Raw genomic sequence first — 15,395 nt, 5'->3', positions numbered from 1 at the left:
CGTGAGGCGCGCCGAAACGTTGTCCGCCTTGCTTTTCGCGGGTTCGGCCGGGTGTTAACGTGCGCCGACGTCGAGCGAATCGAGGTGGCAGCGTGGAAACCGGTGACGCTCGGCAGGACATCGCGCTGCTGTTCGACCGGACGGCGCGGACGTATGACGCTCTCGGCGTCGACTTCTTCACCGTCTTCGCCCGGGAATTGCTCGATCAGGTCGAGCCCGCTCCGGGAGAACATGTGCTGGACGTCGGCTGCGGGCGTGGCGCGGTGCTGTTCCCGGCCGCCGAGCGGGTCGGGGCCGCGGGATCGGTGCTGGGGATCGACCTGTCCTCGGCGATGATCGACCGCACCGCAAGGGATATCTCGGACCGCGGCTTGGCGAACATCTCGGTTTCCCTGATGGACGCCCAAGAACCGGTGTTGCCCGCAGGGTCCTTCGACGTCGTGACGGCGTCCTTGGTGGTGTTCTTCCTGCCGGACCCGATCGCCGGTCTGCGATCGTGGCACGGCCTGCTCAAACCGGGCGGCCGCGCCGGGGTGACGACCTTCGGCGCGGACGATCCGCGGTGGGCGGGCGTACGCGAGGTGTTCAAGCCGTTCGTGCCGCCGGCGCTGGCCTGGACCATGGCCGCCACCGCCGGTCTGTTCGCGACGATCGAGAACTTCGACCGGACCGCCGAGGCGGCGGGCTTCACCGGAGTGTCCTCGGTCGAGCGCGGCTATCCGGTGCGGTTCGTCGATCCCGGGCAGTGGATCACCTGGTCCTGGTCGCACGGCCAGCGGATGTTCTGGGAACTGATCCCTGACGACCGGCAGGACGCGGTGCGCCAGGCCGTGCTCGCGGAGTTGGAGCCGCTGCGCGAACCCGACGGCAGCGTGGTGTTGACGCAGAACGTGCGCTACACCGTCGCCCGCCGCGAGTGACCGTCGTGAGTGATTCGGGTCGTTAGAACGACCCAAATCACTCACGACAACTCTTAGTTCAGGCTGACGCCGTAAGCGCTCATCGCCTCGCCGAGGGGCTGGAAGTACGAGGTTCCGCTGCCCTTGCCGGAGGTGATGCCCAGGCCGACGCTGCCGGCGAACAGGCAGCCGCCCGAGTCACCGGGATTGACCAGCGCGCTGGTCTGGATCATCTGGTAGACCGAACCTTCGGCGTAGTTCACCGTCACGTTCAGCCGCTGCACCGAACCCGAAGTGAGGCGGGTGGTGCTGCCGCTCTTGCTGATCCGCTGCCCGACGGTCGCGCTGCCGGCGGAGCTGATCCGCTGGGTGGAGCCGTTCCACAGGGTGACCGCGCCCGGCCCGCTGCCGCTGGTGTTGCGGATCAGCCCGTAGTCGTTGGTCGGGAAGCTCGCGCCCTGCGACGGGCCGACGTTCCACTGCGACACCGCGCGGGTGCAGTGCCCGGCGTCGAGGATGTAGTTCTGGCCGCCGCGGTTGGTGTTGAAGCCGACGGAGCAGCGGGTGCCGCCACCGGTGATGGCCTCACCGTTGTAGATCGTCGTGTGCATCCCGCCCGCGGCCCGCTCCACGCGGACCCGGTCGCCGAGTGCTTCGGCGGCCTTCAGCAGAGCGTCGGTGCCCTTGGCCGCGTCGGCCACGGTCAGTACCACCTGGTTGGACTTCGGGTCGAGGCCGATCGAGGTGTGCGCCACCGTGGGCAGCGACTGCAGTGATCCCTGCGCGTTCGCCAGCGCCGCGCTGGAGTGCTTGACCACCCGGGCCTGCGCGCCGGTGGCGGTGACCTGGTCCGCGGTGGCCTGGTCGAGCACGTTCACCACCGGTTTGGCGGCGGCGTCGAGGTAACCGTCGACGGTACGGGCGCCGAGCGAGCCGGTGATCTTCTGCAGGGTCTCGACGCTCGCCGTCTGCGTGCGCAGCAGGTCGACCGCGGCGGCCTCGCTGATCTGCGCGTCCGCCGCCAGGGACGCGACCGCGTCCTGCTGCACCGTCGGCGAGTAGCCGTCGATGGTGGTGGCGGTGGCCGTGGTCGGTGCGAGGAACCCGATGGCCGCGGCGGCGGCCACCAGTGTGGTGGCGGAGCGGGCGATCAGATGATGTCCCGGGGACGTTTTGCGCATGCCGGTACTCACTTTCGCGGGGGACGAGCCGGCGCGGGGATGGCGGCGCCGGCCACAGGGGATGGCCGGGCACGACCCCGTGCCCGGACCGGTGATCCGGTTCGCCCAGGGTGATCCACGTCACCGTCGGGTGGTACCGACTTTCGTTGGACAGGACAAAAAATAGGTACCGGTACATTTCCCGCCGCGATCCGCGCTTACCGCAAACGATAGTGAAACGGGACAGTTCCCGTCGCGGGCGAAACCTGGGTTCGGTAGCGCCCGGTCTCGCGCAGGCTGGGCGCACACCCGAACCGAGTGGAGGTGAGCCTCGTGAACACAGTGGATCCGGCGCAGGCCCGACGCGCCCGCCTCGAGCACTGGCGCGGGCATCCCGGCGTGCTCGCCGGCGCGATCGTGGCTTCGGCCGCCCTTCTGGTCTTCGCATTCTCGGCCGGGTACGGGTTCGGCGGGATCCTGGAGCAGTTCCGGACCATGGCGATCGACAGCGTCTTCGACGACCGCGGTGACGGCGAGCCGCCGTACGAGGCCATCTGGGGAACCTTCGGCCTCCTGGGCACCATCGCCGCGGGAGCGCTCGCCGGTACCGCCGTGCGGCGATATCAGGGACGGCCGAAGTCACCCGCGTTCCCGGCCGTGCTCGCCATGGCGGCGACCACCGTCGGTCTCTGGGTCTCGTCGCTGGGGTGGCTCCCGCCGCTCGCCGTCGGTATCGCGGTCGACCCGGTCTTCCACACGGACGAAAAGTGGGGGTTCTGGGGCTGGGCGATGTACTACGCCGACTGGTGGGCACCCGCCGGACTGCTTGTGCTGACGGTGCTGGCGCTGGTCCACGCCGTCAAGGCCACCCGCGAATACGCCGAGATGGTCCGGACCAGGGAACGGCTGCTGACCTACGGCCGGCGCGTTCGCGGCGAAGTCGTCGAAGTCAAACCCCGGATCGCCGGTGACGAGTCGGGTTCCCGGGTCGTCGGCGCGACCGTGACGGTGGCCTTCTTCGACACCGCCGGCGTCCGGCGCTGGGTGACCCGGCGAACCAGCGAAACCTCGATCGCGGGCTTCGTCGAAGTGCTGTTCGATCCGGTGCGGCCCGGCGACGAAAAGTCGATCTTCGTGGCGCTGCGCCGCGAACCCGCTCTCAGCGACTGGCTGCCCACGGACTGATCGCCGTTCCTGACACCCGAATCCCTTCCACAGCCCGGAGTACGTCCATGTCGACAGTGCCCGCACCCACTCACGCCGACCCGGTCTCCCTCGCCCGGGGATTCCTGACCGGTGCCGTCTCCGGGGCGGCGTTGAGCGCGTTCGTCGTCGCCGCCATCATCGAGAAACTTCCTCTTTTCTTGATAGGACTGGGACTTCCGCTCTCCTACGGTGTCGTTCTCTTCATCGGCGGCATTCCGCGACGCGCCCGCGAGGCGGCGGTCGTCCCCGCCGTCGCACTCGCGCGGATCGAGAAGTTGAGCGCCAGTGGGACGGAATCGGGGGACATCCCGGTCACCTTCGTCCTGACGGTCGTGCCCGATGGAGCCCGGTCGTACCGCCTCGAGATCACGCACGGCGTCAACCTCGTCGATCTCCCGGACTATCGGCCGGGTGGCGTCGTGATCGTCCAGTACCCGCCGGACCGGCCGTGGAAGGCGCGGATCGTGCCGCCGCCGACGCTCGAGTGGGAACGCCGGGTGGCCGACGCCGTCCTGGAGCCCGCGCCCGAGTCGACCTTGGTGCGTCGGCCGCCGGAGGGCTGTGCGTTCGGGCTTCTCGGTTTCCTCGGACTGCTGCTCGGTGCGGCCGCCGTCCTCCTGCTGTGCCGCGCGGAGCTGTTCGGCCCGGAAGCCCTTGAGCGGCAACCCGAGCAGCAGACGTCATCGTCCACTTCGGTCACTTCGTCCTCGGGCTCCGCCGTGATCACCATCGGCCCGGAACAGTCCATGCTGGACGCGGGGGAGTTACGCCGGGCAGTCGATTCCCTCGCCCGGCACGCGGATGTCTCGCAGGTGCTCAGCGTGGTGATCGACGAGCGCCGTCTGACGGCGATCTTCGCGCCCACCGGCGTCCCTGTCCCGCGCTTCGACCTCCGCGCCCAGCCGCTCGACGGCGTGCCGGAGCTGGTCCGGAGGGCCACGGGCACTCTCGACGTCGGCTCGCCGGAGACCTGGCAGGTCGCGATCGTCCAGCTCGCCGACCACGTGACCACCCGCGTTACCTTGACCGGGCCTCAGGGGAGTGCGTCTCTCGACGGCGGACGGTGACCCCTTCCGTCTTGCGGGTCAGGGCCGGCAAGGGTGGGCTTCGGCGGCGGCCTTGAGCTCCTTCATCCAGGTTTCCAGCCCAGCGCCGAGATACCGGGTGGAGGTCTCGACGTCGGCCTCGACCTGGGCGCCGGACCAGTTCTCCTCGGTGCGCACCAGGACACCGCCCTTGACCTCGGTGAAGTTCCAGACGTGGATGCCGTTGTCGATGCGCAGTCCTTCGCCGATCGCGGGCCCGCTCCAGCGGATGCACTTCTTGGCCTGGATCTGATGAACGGTCGAGGTGATGGTCAACGTGGTGGCGGGGGTCGTCGCGGTGGGCGGCACCGGCGTGGTCCAGCGGAACTGCGAGCGCTTGCGCAGGGGCCCCGGGTCCAGGCGCTTCACGCCGGCGACGGGCGCCTGCCACGACGGCCAGCGCTCGACGTCGGTCTGCAGCCGCCAGATCTTGCTCAGCGGCGCGTTGATCAGCGTCTCGGTCCGGTAGTGGATCGGGGCGGCCTGATCGATGCTTTTTCCTTGGCACGTCAAGGGAGCCGGTGCGGTGGCGGCCTGGGCCGGGGCGGTGCTCAGGACGCCGGCGGCCAGCGGGATCGCGATGAGGGTGGCGAGCAGGCCGCTTCGACTGGTGGTGAGCATGAGATCTCCCTGGAGGCTTCGTTGTGATCGCTACTTGCGATAGTTAGAAGCTATAACAAAGGCGACGTGAGTGTCAATAGGGAAAGTGATAGCCTCTAACTGAGTCTCGGGGTCCAGGACAGGGTAAGGAGTGGTCGATGGAGACGGGCGCGAAGAGTTCGCGGGAGCGCTACCGGGCACAGGTGCGCGCGGAGATCAAGCAGCACGCATGGGAGCAACTGGCCACGACGGGCGTCTCCGCGCTGTCCCTCAACGCGATCGCCAAACTCGTCGGGATGAGCGGCCCGGCGCTGTACCGGTACTTCGCCAGCCGCGACGACCTGATCACGGACCTCATCCGCGACGCCTACCGCAGCCTCGCCGACGCCGTCCGCGCCGCCTTCGACGCCGGCGCCGACGTGGCCGGGATCGCCCACGTCATCAGGGATTGGGCGCTGGAAGACCCTCAGCGGTACTTCCTCGTCTATGGCACCCCGGTCCCCGGCTACCACGCGCCGGACGACACCACGGCGATCTCCTCGGAGATCATGGCGGTGCTCATCGACGCCTTCGTGGCGCTCCCCGCGGGCAAGCCGGAAACGCCGTTCGACGCTCATCTCGACGACCATCGGCAGTGGGACGGCGGCCACCCGGCGTCGTCGGCGACCTTGCACCGCGCCTTGACCTTCTGGACGCGGGTGCACGGCGTCCTCTCGCTCGAACTCGCCGGCCACTTCGCCGGAATGGGCTTCGACACCGCCCTGTTCTTCACCGGCGAGGTGGACGACCTGCTCGCGAACTGACCGCGGCTCGCGCTGCCGGGTCGGCAGCGCGAGCCGACGCTCAGTTCATCGCCTTGAGCGCGGCGGACGTCGCCTGGGCGAGAAGTTTGTTGTCCCGCTTGGCATCCACTGTCGGCCGGTCGGTCAGCACCGCGATGACGATCGGTGCCCGGTCCGGCGGCCAGATGACGGCGATGTCGTTGCGTGTTCCGTAGGCGGCGGAGCCGGTCTTGTCGGCCACCGGCCAGCCTGCCGGGACCCCGGCCCGGATGGTCTCGTTGCCGGTGGTGTTGGCGCGCATCATGTCGACGAGGACCTTGCGTTTGTCCTCGGGCAGGACGTCGCCGAGCGCGAAGGCGCGCAATCCGGCCGTGAGCGCCCGCGGGGTGCTGGTGTCGCGGATGTCGCCGGGCACGGTGTCGTTGAGCGTGGGTTCGATCCGGTCGACGTGGGTGGTGGTGTCGCCGATCCCGCGCAGCACCGCGGCGAGCCCGGCCGGTCCGCCGAGTTCACGGAAGAGCAGGTTGCCGCCGGTGTTGTCGCTGTAGCGAAGGGTGGCGTCCATGATCGCGCGCAGCGTCATCCCGGTCCCGGCGTGCTTTTCCGTCACCGGTGAGTCGGAGACGACGTCGTTCGGGCCGTAGCTCACCATCCGGTCCAGTTCGGCGAGCGGTGTCCGCTGCAGGACGGCGCCGGCGCTGAACACCTTGTGCGTGGAGGCGTAGGCGAAGCGTTCGTCGGCGCGGAAGGCGACTTCGCGGCCTGTCGCGGTGTCCAAGGCGTACAGCCCGAGCCGGGCACCGAAAGTGCGTTCGAGCTGTTCGAAATCGGCCCGCCCGGCGGCGACGGCCGTCGCGACGGCGGGCGAAGGGGCCGGCGGTTGCGCGGGTGCGGGAGTGGAACACGCGGCGAGCGAAACGACCGAAAGCGCCAGGAGGGCCGCTCGGACGCTCCACCGGCGAGAGGTGACGGACACGGGGATTCCTTTCAAGATCGTTCGATGTCCGTAGTCTTGCCGCGGGTCATCATGCTGTCCAAGACACGAACAGCCAGTTCCATGCGAAAGTGACATAGTATGTGGTCGTGGACCTGATCGGCAGCTGCCGGGCGTTCGTGAGCGTGAGTGAGGCCGGGACCTTCACCGCGGGCGCGGCGCTCGCCCGCATCCCCCAACCCGTGGCGAGCCGCCGCATCGCCGCGCTGGAACGGCATTTCGGCGAGCGGCTGTTCGACCGCTCCACCCGCCGCGCGCGGCTCACCCCCTTCGGCCGCGACATGTTGCCCTCGGCCCAACGCCTGGTGCGGCTCGCCGACGCCATGGAGCACGACGCGCACCAGGCCAGACTGCGGCCGATGCGGCTCGCGGTCCCGGAAACCTGCACCACCCGCGAACTCGCCGAACTCGACGCGGCGGCCCGCGCGCTCGACATCTTCCTCGAATTCCGCCCCGCCTCGCCGCGCGAACGAGCCGAACTCGTGCGCACGCAAGAGGTCCGCGCGGCCATCACGGCCGTCCCGGCGGAGGAGGGCGGGTGGTCGGTCGCGCTGGGGCTCGCGAGCGGCGTGAGAACGCGAGCGGGCGTCATCCATCTGGAAACCCTGCGCGTCGGCCGGTCGGGCCGCGCGCCCCGCCTGGTCTGGATCCAGCCCGAGGACGATGTGCCCCATATCCGCGATCGCTTGTTCCGCGTCCGCGATTCGGTGGGCCTGCGGCCGGCCCAAGTCTCCGTCGCAGCTTCACTCACCGCGGCCGCGGCGGCCGTGTTCGGCTCGGCCGATCTGCTGCTCTGCTCGGCTGCGCAGGCCGGAGAACTCGGCCTGGAATGGCGCCCGGTGGGGGAGATCGCGCTCGCGCGCGGGTTCGACATCACGGCGGGACTGGGCGAGGACGCCCAGCGGCTGCGCACGCGTTTGTGGCCGGATATCGCACGGTGCCTCGGCGCCACGGAGACCGAGGAGACCCGATGAACACCGAAACGCTGCTGCTGCGGCTGCGGGCGGAACTGGAGGAGGGTGGCCTGCGCGGCTCGTTCCTGGTGCGGGATCTGCGGACCGGGTACGAGGCCGGGATCGATCCCGAACTCGAATTCCCTTGCGCCTCCCTGGTGAAGATCCCGCTCGCCGCCGCGACGCTGGAGCGGATCCGCCGGGGCGAACTCGACGGCTCGGCACCGATCGACGTCCAGCCGGGGCGTGCCACCGCGCCCGGGCCCACCGGGCTGACGCGATTCCGGCACCCGGCAAGGGTGGCCGTCGACGATCTGCTCTATCTGACGATGGCGATCAGCGACGAAACCGCGGCGGACACGCTTTTCGAGCTGACCTCGCCCGCCGAAGTCACCAGGATGACGCGGGGCTGGGGCGTCCACGGGATCACCGCGCGCCATCCGGCCGGTGATCTCAGCGATACCCCCGCGGAACGGTTCGAACCGACGGATGTCCACCTCGCGCACGCCCTCGCGATCAGCGCCGGCACCACCGGGCAAGGACATCCCGTTCCCCAGCTCGACATCACCCGGGCCAGCTCCGGCTCGGCGCGAGCCTTCGTCGGTCTGCTCGAAGCGCTCTGGAAACCGTCCGGAATAGACGATTCCGTGTCCGGCCGGGTCCGGGAGCTCATGGGGCTCAACCTGCTGCGTCAGCGGCTGAGCCCCGATTTCGTCTCCGATGCCACGAAATGGTCCTCGAAGACCGGGACCCTGCTGAACCTGCGGCACGAAGTCGGCGTCGTCGAACACGCCGACGGCCAGGCCTTCGCGATCGCCGCGCTCACCGAATCCCGGGTCCCCGCGGCGATCCAGCCCGAGGCGGAAGTGCTGATGGCCCGCGTCGCCAGGACCCTGCGAGACCACCTGCGCGCCCGCTGAGGCGCCGCGCGCCACCAGCCGGAGCATCGCTGATAGAAATAGCCCGGTGCGGGATTTCATCAAAGGTGTCCGAATGTTCGGCCAGGGCCTGGCCATTCTGCTGCGGTCGCCGCGGCTGTTGCTGATCGGTGCGCTGCCTGCGGTGCTCACCACGTTGCTGCTGCTGGGCGGGGTGATCACGCTGGCGTTCTGGATCGACGATCTGGCCGCGCTGGTCACCCCGTTCGCCGACGGCTGGGCGGAGGGCTGGCGGACGACGATCCGGGTCGCGGCCGGTGTCGCGTTGTTCGGGTTGGTCCTGGCCGTCAGCGTGATCGGGTTCTCGGCGCTCACCCTCGCCGTCGGCGGCCCGTTCTACGAACATATCGCGGAGAAGGTCGAAGACGGCTTGGGCGGAGCCCCCGACACGGTGGAGCTGTCGGGGTGGCGGTTGCTCGGGATGGGCCTGCGCGACGGCCTGGTGCTGGTCCTGAGGTCGTTGCTGTTCACCATTCCGCTCTTCATCGCGGGTTTCATCCCGGTGGTCGGGCAGACCGTGGTGCCGGTGTTGCTGGCGCTGGTCACCGCGTGGTTCCTGGCGCTGGAACTGATCGGCGTCCCGTTCTATCGGCGGGGAATGGACCTGAAGCAGCGGCGGGAACTGCTGCGCAAGCGCCGGGCACTGGGACTCGGCCTGGGACTGCCTGCCTCCTTGCTGTGCCTGATCCCGTTCGCCGCGCTCATCGTGATGCCGGTGGCGTTCGTCGGCGGTGTCCTCGTCGCTCGCGAACTGCTCGCCGAAAGCCCTTCCCGATCAGACGCCGCCCGGTCCGCTCACGGCTGAGGTGACAGAGTGTCTCTCGTGCCTTCGTCGATGTTCCGCTGGATGCTCAGCCAGGCTTCGTGCTGCTGCTCGGTCTTCGCCCAGAGTGCGGCCAGTGATTCCGAGCCGATGTCGTCCAGCGGGACACGGAATTCCTGACCGAGCGTCTCGAGGAATTCGTCCAGTGTGGACAGTGTGCGGCGTTGGGAGCCGTCGGGTCCGCTGCGCGTGACCGTCCGTGCGCGTAACGCCAGTTCGTGGCCGTCGCGATGGTGTTGCGCCACGAGTACCCGGGCGAACGGGGAGTCCGGGGGCCTGATCCGGGCCCGGTCGGCGAACTCGGCGAGTTCGCGTGGCTCGGTGCGGAAGTCGTAGGAGGCGACGGTGCCTCCCGGATGGTGATGCAGCCGCCACGTCCCGGCGTCGAGACGCTCCATCCGGTAGGGCAGTTTCCCTTGCCAGTGCGTGCCTTCCCGGAGCGGCAGGGGCTCGAGGAAGGCGTCCCCGATCCCGGTGTCGGCCAGCCAGGATTCGCCTTCGATCTCCACCAGCAGGGCGATGTGGTTGCCCCATTGGCCCTCGCCGCGAGTGGCGCGCAACACCGCAGACTCGACGATCGCCACCGAGAATCCGGCCGCCCGCAACAGAAGTGCGAGCGCGCCGTCCATCTCGTAGCAGAGCCCGCCGCGCCCGCGACGCGCGAACTTGTCCGTCAGCGCGTCCGGGGTGAGCAAGATCGGCCTGCCGAGCTGGACGTCGATGTTCTCGTACGGGACCCGGAGCCGCCAGGCCCGGTGCAATCCCCGCAGCGTGGCCAGATCGGGCCGGACGGGCTCGCGGTACTCCAAGCGGTCGAGGAACGCGTCGAGCGTCATGGGAATTCTCCCTCGTTAGAGTGACTCTAAAATTAGAGTAACCCTAATCATGGTGAAACTCCAGTATGCTGAGCCCATGACCGAACCGGTGGGCTTGCGGGAACGGAAGAAGTGGCGCACCCGGCGGGTGCTGATCGAGACGGCGTACCGGCTCTTCGAGCAGCAGGGCTACGACCGGACGACCACCGCCGAGATCGCCGCGGCGGCCGAGGTGTCCGCCGCTACCTTCTTCAATCACTTCGCGACGAAGGAGGACCTGCTCCTCACCGACGACGGCGAGCACATCCTGCGTGCGGGGCTGGACGTGCTCGCCGAGCGCCGGTCGGCCGAGACGGCGTTCGAGGTCCTGCGCCGCGCGATGCACCGGATGCTGATCGAGGCGGGGACCGGTATCCGCGACCCGGGAGGCGAACCGGAGCGGATCCGGCTGGACCTGATCACCTCGGTTCCGGCGCTGCGCGCGACGATGCTGCAGCGGGCCTTCGACGCTCAGCAGCGGCTTTCGGCCGCGTTGGTGCTGGCCTGCGAGGGTGAACTGGACGAGACCGATGCCGCCGCGATGGTCGGTGCCGTCACCGGTGCCGTCTTCGCGGCCGGACAACTCGCCGTGCGTACCGGAGGCCCCCTCGATGACGCGATGCGCCGCGCCATCGATCTCGCCACCCGGTGACGGCGGATGATCAGCTCGCGACGACCTGAGCGCGGTCGCTTTCCTTGTCGGAAAGGAACAAAGCCACTTCCTGTCCTTCCTCGACGACGGCGGCGCGCTCGTCGCGGGAGAACCGTCGAAGCGGCGTGATGGTCACGGCGTCGGCCTGGACCGTCCAGGTCGCGGAGACGCGACCGTCGACCAGGACGACGCGGGCACCGGCGACCGAGAGGCCTCGGTGTTCGTCGTCGATGATCCGGCCGCGGTCGTGATAGCCGAGGATCGCGTTGTCGAACGCCGGCAGGAACCGCACGGGTGCGGGGGTGTCGGCGTCGGGGCGCGGCCCGTCGGGCAGGTCGAGCAGTTCTCGGCCGCGCTCGTCGCGGAAGACGACCAGTTCCTCGCGCAGTGCGTTGACCGCGGCAGGAAGTCCGGCGACGCCGCTCCAGGCGCGCACATCCGCTGTCGCCGCCGGGCCGAAGGCGGCCAGATAACGCCATACCAGCGCTCGGCCGACCGGATCGTCGCCGTCGGACGCGGGCGGGTCGACCTCGCGGCCCAGCCACGAGGACAGCAGCCGATAGCGGGCTCCGGCCTTGGTACGCCAGAGGCCGCGCGGCGGGAGCTGTGCCACCGGGAGCAGCGCGGCGATGACCAGTTCGCCCAGCGCCCGCGGCCAGACGTCCGGCCAGCGATCGCCGAGCGCCCGCGCCACCTCGGACATCGTGCGGGGTTCGTCGTCGGACAGCACCTCCCGGCCCGCGGCGGCGAGTTCGTCGAGGTCGATCCCTTCGAGTTCCTGGCGGTAGGTCGCGAGCACCTTCTGGCGCAGCATCGCCTCGTGCCGCGAGCGCCACGCCAGGATGTCCTCGGCGGTGAGGAGATGGACGGTGCGGCGCATGAGGTGGGTCCGCACCACGCGTCCCTCGGCCAGCAGGTCCGAGAGCGTGGCCGGGCCGAACGCGGAGAGCCGCGACCACAGCCCGACGAACGGTTCCTGCGGTTCCTGGGCTTGCAACCCGCACAGGTGCGTGACGGCGTCGAGCGCGGGAAGGTCGGAGCGGGCGAGCAGCAACTGGCGGGCCAGCGTCGCGCGGTTGAGCGCGCGGGCGTCCAGAACGGTCATCGAGGTGGTCACGAACGCAGTTTCGCAGGAATAGCGGTCAAATAGTGTCCTCAATGGCCGGTGACCGCCTGTGCGCCTCCGGCTGAGTGCGGTGCACAGGCGGTCGGGCCCGATCTCAGTTCAGCGGTTCGATCCAGATGTTGCGGAACCGCGGGTTCTCACCCGGATCGCCGTGGTCCTGGAGGCGGATCGCCCCCGGGCTCGCGCTTTCCGGGATGTTGTCGCCCGTGCCGCCGTCGATCGCGACGTCGTTGTGGACCACGACGCCGTTCCAGACGACGGTGACGCGGGCGTTGTCGGTCTTGTTCCCGGCGCCGTCGAACCGTGCGGCGCGGAAGGTGACGTCGTAGGTCTGCCAGGTTCCGGACGCCGTGGCCATGTTCCGGTCGGGCGCCCTCTTCGAGTAGATCGAGCCGGCCTCGTTGTTGGCGAGGGTGGTGTCACCGAACGATTCCAGCACCTGCAGCTCGTAGCGCTCCTGCAGAAAGACGCCGCTGTTGCCGCGGGCCTGACCGGTCACCTCCGGCGGGTAATTCGGCTCGTTCCACTCGACGTGCAGCTTGAAGTCACCGAACTGCCGCTTGGTGCGGATGTCGCCGCCGTTCGATTCCATCGCACCGCCCGCCACCGGCCAGGTCGCGGCGCCACCCGCGCGTTTCTCCCAGGCGTCCAGGTTCTTCCCGTCGAACAGCTGGATTCGTTGGGCCGCGGTGACGGTGAGGCTGTCGAGGTTGACGTTGCCCGCGTCGCCGCTGTCGTAGCGATAGGAGATGGAGTTGTTCCCGGCGGCCAGAGTGAGTGTTTCGGGCTGGGACGCCCAGGTGTCCCAGTTCCCGGTGCTGGCCAGCCGGACCTGTTTGACCTTGGTGTTGTTGACGTAGACGCTCACCGATTTCGTGCCGGGGGCCGGATCGGGACCGTTCGAGTAGCGCAGGGCCACGTTGTAGGCCCCGGCCTTCGGCGCGTTCACGGCGAACGTCGTCGAGGCGCCTTGGTTCCAGTAGCCGTCGACGAAGCCGGTGCCCGCGTAGCCCGCGTGGTTGGTGTTGAGCCCGGCGCCGCCGCTCAGCGCGGCCCGTTCCGCTTCGTAGGTCGTGCTCGCCGGCGGTCCGCCGACCAGGGAGTTGAGCGTGTACCACGCTTCGGTGCTCCACAATGCCGCACCGGACTCGGCGGCGAAAGGACGCGGAGAGCGGACGTGGACCACGTGCCCGGCCTTCAGGCCCGCCACCTGCAGGGTGACCTTCTTACGGTCGGGGGAGAGGGACGCGGCGGTGACGGACAGCGTCTGCTCGTCCACCTTCGGCCCGCCGTACGCGGACGTGGGCTGGTAGCGCCACTGCTGAGCCTGGTATTTCGACACCAGGTTCTGCGCGGTGCCGGCCGACAACGGCTGGGTGTACTCGAGTTCGAACCCGCCCGCGACGGCCCGCATCGCGAGGATGTCGAAGGAGTTCGCGCCGTTCGGCGTCAGCTTCTGGAGGCCGTAGGCGAGCTTGCCGGGCTGCCCCCAGTTGCCGCCGCCGTCGATCCCGCCGGTGTAGATCGCGCCGTCCGGCCCGAGGCTGATCCGGCTGACACCCGACTCGAGTCCTTGCGTGAGCCGGAAGACGGCGCCTTGGTACTCGCCGTTCACCTTCTCCAGGAACGCTCGCTGAAGGCCTCCGTAAGTCACGTCGCCGTACACCATCTGCCCGGCGAAGGTGCCCTGCGACAACATGAGCGGGTTGCTCGGCGAGTTCGCGATCTCGTTGTGCGGCAACCACAACACCGGAGCGGTCACGGGCTTGGAGTCGAACGGCCCGGACGGATTGGTGTAGTGGTTGAAGAACCGGTCCTGCTTGACCCGCACCAGCTTGTTCGCCGGCAGCCAGCCACCCTGGTTGTCGGTGACGAAGACGTCGCCTTCCGGGCCCCAACCGATGCCGTGCGGGGTGCGCAGGCCGCCGGCGACGTAGGACACCGCGCCGGTGGCCTTGTTGACCTTGATCGTGGTGCCGCGGTTCGGCGCGGGCTGCGGATCGGTCGTCGCGCCGCCGTAGTTGATGGAGACGGAAAGGTTGGCGTAGAAGAATCCGTCCTTGTACAGCAGGCCGAACGCGAACTCGTGGAAGTTGCCGCCGAACGGCCAGGTGGCGACCGTGCGGTAGTCGTCGGTCACGCCGTCGCCGTTGGTGTCGTTCAGTTCGACGAGCCGCGTCTTCTCCGACACGTACAGCTTGCCGTCGACGTACTTGACGCCCATCGGCTCCTTCAAGCCGCTGGCGACGCGCTTCGTCTGCACCTTCGTGGGGTCGGTGTTCCCGGTGACGTTGCTCAGCACGTGGACCTCGCCGAGCACCTTGTCCGACCCACCCCAGGTGGCGATGGCCATCCGTCCGTCGGGCAGCCAGTCCATCCCGGTGACCTGCGGCTGGAAACCGTCGGGACGCAGATTCGTCAGCGTGAAGCCCGGGTGCACCCCGTTCAGGGGCAGGCCGTCACCCGGCGAATCGGCGGCACCCTCGCACTCCTTGCGTCCGGGTGACGTCACCCGGACGACGTCGGCGTCGGTGCTGAGCACGGAAGTCGGTACGAGCGCGAAGTCCGCCGCGCCCGGCGGCTTCCATTCGAGGGTGATCTGCTGGTCGTGGAGATTGTCGAAGTGGTCGATCCGCAGCGCGTGGTACCCCGTGCTCAACTGGGCCGAGCCCGTCGCGGGAGTCGCCCCGTGCAGCCCGTCGTGGTTGATCACCACCGCGCCGTCGAGGCGCAGCCGGGACCCGTCGTCGCTGGTGAGCCGGAATTCGTACTGGCCCGCGGCGGCGATGTTGATGTTGCCGGTGACCTCGGAGGCGAACTGCTCACCGATCCCGAAATCGGCGGTGGCGGTCCAGTTGATCGTCGGCATCAGCTTGTCGACGTTGGGCGTCTGCCCGGACTTGATCACGCAGAGCTTGCTGATCTCGCGTTGGAGGTCGTAGGTGCGGAGTGTGACACCGGGTCGCTGCGGCGGGATGGCCGCTTCCGCCGGTGCCGTCACCAGCCCCGTCAACGCTGTGACCAGCGCTAACGAGGCGACGATGGGCCGGTTGAAGCGCTTGCGGACAGACGGAAGCATCGTTGCTCCTCGAGGTCGGCGGCGGGAGCACCTCTGTGGACGTCCGCTGAACCTAAGAGGACTTTCGTCCAGAGTCAACGAAAGTATGTACAACTCGGACGAAAGTTAGTCCTAATGGCCGGGCGGCCGGGTGGAAGATCCCCTGGTTGTCGCGTGAGCTGAGGGAGGACATGCGTGTCCAGACGGCGAACACTCGTGATTGAACGGCGATCACACGTGATGGGACACGGAACTCGCGGCGGAA

The 15,395-nt window shown here is 69.0% G+C and carries 14 protein-coding genes; 8 read left to right on the top strand and 6 right to left on the bottom strand.

The window, feature by feature from the left end:
* Positions 1–92 precede the first annotated feature (92 nt).
* A complete protein-coding gene (locus tag ACLJRL_RS17325; RefSeq protein ID WP_410657207.1) occupies positions 93–920 on the top strand; it encodes a class I SAM-dependent methyltransferase in 828 nt (275 codons plus the stop codon).
* Positions 921–973: 53 nt separating this feature from the next.
* On the opposite strand, the gene ACLJRL_RS17320 is transcribed toward ACLJRL_RS17325, so the two are convergent.
* Positions 974–2,080 (bottom strand): S1 family peptidase, encoded by a 1,107-nt coding sequence (locus ACLJRL_RS17320; RefSeq protein WP_410657206.1) that lies wholly within the window; start codon positions 2,078–2,080, stop codon positions 974–976.
* 312 nt (positions 2,081–2,392) lie between these two features.
* Here ACLJRL_RS17320 and ACLJRL_RS17315 point away from each other — a divergent pair, with 312 nt between their 5' ends.
* Both ACLJRL_RS17315 and ACLJRL_RS17310 read left to right on the top strand, forming a co-directional pair.
* A complete protein-coding gene (locus ACLJRL_RS17315) occupies positions 2,393–3,244 on the top strand; it encodes a hypothetical protein (protein ID WP_410657205.1) in 852 nt (283 codons plus the stop codon).
* A gap of 47 nt (positions 3,245–3,291) precedes the next feature.
* The gene (locus ACLJRL_RS17310; RefSeq protein WP_410657204.1) at positions 3,292–4,332 is read left to right on the top strand and encodes a hypothetical protein; all 1,041 of its coding nucleotides are present in this window, start codon (positions 3,292–3,294) and stop codon (positions 4,330–4,332) included.
* An 18-nt stretch (positions 4,333–4,350) separates the two neighbouring features.
* Here ACLJRL_RS17310 and ACLJRL_RS17305 read toward each other — a convergent pair whose 3' ends face one another.
* On the bottom strand, positions 4,351–4,971 hold the full coding sequence (locus ACLJRL_RS17305) for an SRPBCC family protein (RefSeq protein WP_410657203.1): 621 nt from the start codon (positions 4,969–4,971) through the stop codon (positions 4,351–4,353).
* A gap of 137 nt (positions 4,972–5,108) precedes the next feature.
* Here ACLJRL_RS17305 and ACLJRL_RS17300 point away from each other — a divergent pair, with 137 nt between their 5' ends.
* Positions 5,109–5,753, top strand: a complete 645-nt coding sequence (locus ACLJRL_RS17300; protein ID WP_410657202.1) for a TetR/AcrR family transcriptional regulator — start codon at positions 5,109–5,111, stop codon at positions 5,751–5,753.
* Positions 5,754–5,793: 40 nt separating this feature from the next.
* On the opposite strand, the gene bla is transcribed toward ACLJRL_RS17300, so the two are convergent.
* Entirely contained in the window at positions 5,794–6,708 is a 915-nt protein-coding gene (gene bla, locus ACLJRL_RS17295) for a class A beta-lactamase (protein WP_410657201.1), read from the bottom strand.
* A gap of 101 nt (positions 6,709–6,809) precedes the next feature.
* On the opposite strand from bla, the gene ACLJRL_RS17290 reads away from it, so the two are divergent.
* Genes ACLJRL_RS17290 through ACLJRL_RS17280 form a run of 3 tightly spaced genes read left to right on the top strand, consistent with a single transcriptional unit; the run spans position 6,810 to position 9,422 of the window.
* Complete coding sequence (locus ACLJRL_RS17290) at positions 6,810–7,700, top strand: LysR family transcriptional regulator (protein ID WP_410657200.1); 891 nt, start codon at positions 6,810–6,812, stop codon at positions 7,698–7,700.
* Positions 7,697–8,599, top strand: a complete 903-nt coding sequence (locus ACLJRL_RS17285; RefSeq protein ID WP_410657199.1) for a serine hydrolase — start codon at positions 7,697–7,699, stop codon at positions 8,597–8,599. Before ACLJRL_RS17290 ends, ACLJRL_RS17285 begins: the two co-directional genes overlap by 4 nt.
* A gap of 46 nt (positions 8,600–8,645) precedes the next feature.
* On the top strand, positions 8,646–9,422 hold the full coding sequence (locus ACLJRL_RS17280; protein WP_410657198.1) for an EI24 domain-containing protein: 777 nt from the start codon (positions 8,646–8,648) through the stop codon (positions 9,420–9,422).
* Here the strand turns inward: ACLJRL_RS17280 and ACLJRL_RS17275 are convergent.
* Positions 9,413–10,276, bottom strand: a complete 864-nt coding sequence (locus ACLJRL_RS17275) for an arylamine N-acetyltransferase family protein (RefSeq protein ID WP_410657197.1) — start codon at positions 10,274–10,276, stop codon at positions 9,413–9,415. The two genes, ACLJRL_RS17280 and ACLJRL_RS17275, sit on opposite strands and share 10 nt — an antisense overlap.
* Positions 10,277–10,352: 76 nt before the next feature.
* Between ACLJRL_RS17275 and ACLJRL_RS17270 the strand changes: the two genes are divergently transcribed.
* A complete protein-coding gene (locus tag ACLJRL_RS17270) occupies positions 10,353–10,946 on the top strand; it encodes a TetR/AcrR family transcriptional regulator (RefSeq protein ID WP_410657196.1) in 594 nt (197 codons plus the stop codon).
* A gap of 10 nt (positions 10,947–10,956) precedes the next feature.
* Here ACLJRL_RS17270 and ACLJRL_RS17265 read toward each other — a convergent pair whose 3' ends face one another.
* Together ACLJRL_RS17265 and ACLJRL_RS17260 are read right to left on the bottom strand one after the other, a co-directional pair.
* Positions 10,957–12,051, bottom strand: a complete 1,095-nt coding sequence (locus ACLJRL_RS17265) for a winged helix DNA-binding domain-containing protein (RefSeq protein WP_410657442.1) — start codon at positions 12,049–12,051, stop codon at positions 10,957–10,959.
* A gap of 115 nt (positions 12,052–12,166) precedes the next feature.
* Positions 12,167–15,151 (bottom strand): family 16 glycoside hydrolase, encoded by a 2,985-nt coding sequence (locus tag ACLJRL_RS17260; RefSeq protein ID WP_410657195.1) that lies wholly within the window; start codon positions 15,149–15,151, stop codon positions 12,167–12,169.
* Positions 15,152–15,395 lie beyond the last annotated feature (244 nt).

This window comes from Amycolatopsis sp. lyj-112 (genome assembly GCF_046549055.1).
GTDB lineage: Bacteria > Actinomycetota > Actinomycetes > Mycobacteriales > Pseudonocardiaceae > Amycolatopsis.
This window is presented reverse-complemented; position numbering and strand designations above follow the sequence as displayed.

Bases quoted from the DNA above. Each gene is read 5' to 3' on its own strand.
- ACLJRL_RS17320 (WP_410657206.1), bottom strand. From the start codon at position 2,080: ATGCGCAAAACGTCCCCGGGACATCATCTGATCGCCCGCTCCGCCACC.
- ACLJRL_RS17310 (WP_410657204.1), top strand. From the start codon at position 3,292: ATGTCGACAGTGCCCGCACCCACTCACGCCGACCCGGTCTCCCTCGCC.
- ACLJRL_RS17305 (WP_410657203.1), bottom strand. From the start codon at position 4,971: ATGCTCACCACCAGTCGAAGCGGCCTGCTCGCCACCCTCATCGCGATC.
- ACLJRL_RS17300 (WP_410657202.1), top strand. From the start codon at position 5,109: ATGGAGACGGGCGCGAAGAGTTCGCGGGAGCGCTACCGGGCACAGGTG.
- ACLJRL_RS17285 (WP_410657199.1), top strand. From the start codon at position 7,697: ATGAACACCGAAACGCTGCTGCTGCGGCTGCGGGCGGAACTGGAGGAG.
- ACLJRL_RS17275 (WP_410657197.1), bottom strand. From the start codon at position 10,276: ATGACGCTCGACGCGTTCCTCGACCGCTTGGAGTACCGCGAGCCCGTC.
- ACLJRL_RS17270 (WP_410657196.1), top strand. From the start codon at position 10,353: ATGACCGAACCGGTGGGCTTGCGGGAACGGAAGAAGTGGCGCACCCGG.
- ACLJRL_RS17265 (WP_410657442.1), bottom strand. From the start codon at position 12,051: ATGACCGTTCTGGACGCCCGCGCGCTCAACCGCGCGACGCTGGCCCGC.
- ACLJRL_RS17260 (WP_410657195.1), bottom strand. From the start codon at position 15,151: ATGCTTCCGTCTGTCCGCAAGCGCTTCAACCGGCCCATCGTCGCCTCG.